Origin of the sequence: Neochlamydia sp. TUME1 (genome assembly GCF_000813645.1) — a bacterium.
Lineage (GTDB): Bacteria > Chlamydiota > Chlamydiia > Chlamydiales > Parachlamydiaceae > Neochlamydia.
In genome coordinates, this window is sequence record NZ_JRXI01000226.1 from 1 (window position 1) to 1,734 (window position 1,734).

Annotated in this window: 1 protein-coding gene; it reads right to left on the reverse strand. The window is 38.6% G+C overall.

The window, feature by feature from the left end:
• Positions 1-11: 11 nt before the first annotated feature.
• Complete coding sequence (locus DB41_RS10215; protein ID WP_039386973.1) at positions 12-1,637, reverse strand: IS1634 family transposase; 1,626 nt, start codon at positions 1,635-1,637, stop codon at positions 12-14.
• Positions 1,638-1,734 lie beyond the last annotated feature (97 nt).

The following is a 1,734-nucleotide window of genomic DNA, read 5'->3' on the forward strand; positions in this document are numbered from 1 at the left end:
CCCGTGATTTCTCACCACATTTCAGAATAATAGAATTTTTGGTAAGGAGGCCCTAAGCATCTAAGGATAATTCTATGACGTTCTTTCAGATTGGTAATTTGCAATTTTTTATGGTCAATAAAAACCATATGTAGGCCTAGGAAACAGAAAAACACCCAGCGTGTGGTTGGCTTTTGCGTAGGTTTCTTAAGCTGATTTAAGAAGTTCTCACCATTTTCTCGCAATTTTTCTCGAATTTTATATTCAAGCGCAGAATAGATTAAAAGACATAGAGTCATTACCATTAAAAGAGCTTCTATCCTTTCTGGCTTTTTTAAAAAGAAAGAAGAGACAAGGAAATCGGGGCTTTTCAAGAATCTAAATCCTCTTTCTACACTTTGCTGTGCTTTATATGTTTTCAATAACTCTTGAGCAGGAAAAGCAGTTACATCCATGTCATTAGTTGCTAAGATGAAAAACCCTTTGCTCCTCTCTAACTCTGCTTTGTTAAGCAAAGAGCAAGCTACTGTACCTTCTAGGCGATAGCTAAGTATAGAAGGTACTTGCCCAGCTTTGGGTCGACCAGACATAGCATGCTTCTGAGTTGCTATAACTTGAGGTTCTATAATTTGTATATATTTAAGCTTTTTTGCAAACTTATCTAATTGGCGCTTAGCATCGTTGGGGCATGAAAACTCTTGCTTTATAAACTTAAAGAAAGCTTTAGATTCTTTTTCACTGCCCTTAAGATAATGCTTGGCTAAAGTGCGGCATTCTCTTTGATAGGCCGCTTGGCTAAAAATAACTACCCATCTTTGTTCAACACCGGCATAGCAGGAGGTGCTCTCAAAAGCTCGATAGCCTTCTGTTATTTCTACCGTCTTGTCGTAAGTCACTTCAAATATGAGCTCTTTAGCCTCTTTGATTTGCATGGGCACACGCGTGACAAATAAGCTTTGTTCTTCTTTAAAAACTTGTAAGGTAGCTGGCGTATAAAGAGCACTGTCTCCTACTATATAACGATTCTCTACGGCTTGCCGAAAGCTTTTAAGATGTTCGCCAACAATTTGCGTAAAGGCTGTTTTATCGCTGCTATTGCCATCAGCAGCTTGCATGTATAAAGGAATATTGCCTTCATTGGAGGTGATAAGTTGCAAGACGGCTTGATTTAAATCAGGCCTGTGGTCTCTACTGTAGCCTTGCACTAGACGAATGCACGCTTCTCCTTGTTCTAATAGGCTCTCATAGTTTCCATCTACATGGAAACTTGTTGCATCCAAATGTAAACTTTTTACTTGGATGCCAAGCACTTTGATTGTATGCAGAGCTATCTTAGTAAAAAGCTCGGTCACTCCCAATTCAAATAACTTATCCAGCGCTCTCCCTAAAACATTATCATCAATTTGCTCGGGAATGACTGGCGTACCTAGCAAATGATCGATGGGTTTGTCTTCAAAGTACTCAGAATACATGTAAAGCGTCCGACTTACAAATCCCAATCCATTTAAGATCATGCATTTAACAGTTTGCCCATAGGTTAGATGCTTATTCTTCGCCTGGTTACCTACTGCTTGATCAATAAGGCCAACTAACCCTATCTCCTCACACATTCCAGCTACCAATCCTAAATGATCAACGTTTTGCGTATCTATCTGCATAACTTTTAGCCGTTTAGTTTAATCCCTTAAAGAAAACATCTTACTCGATTAGTCTTCAAAATTCCTAATTATTTTTTTTGCTGAGGAATGTAAGTTT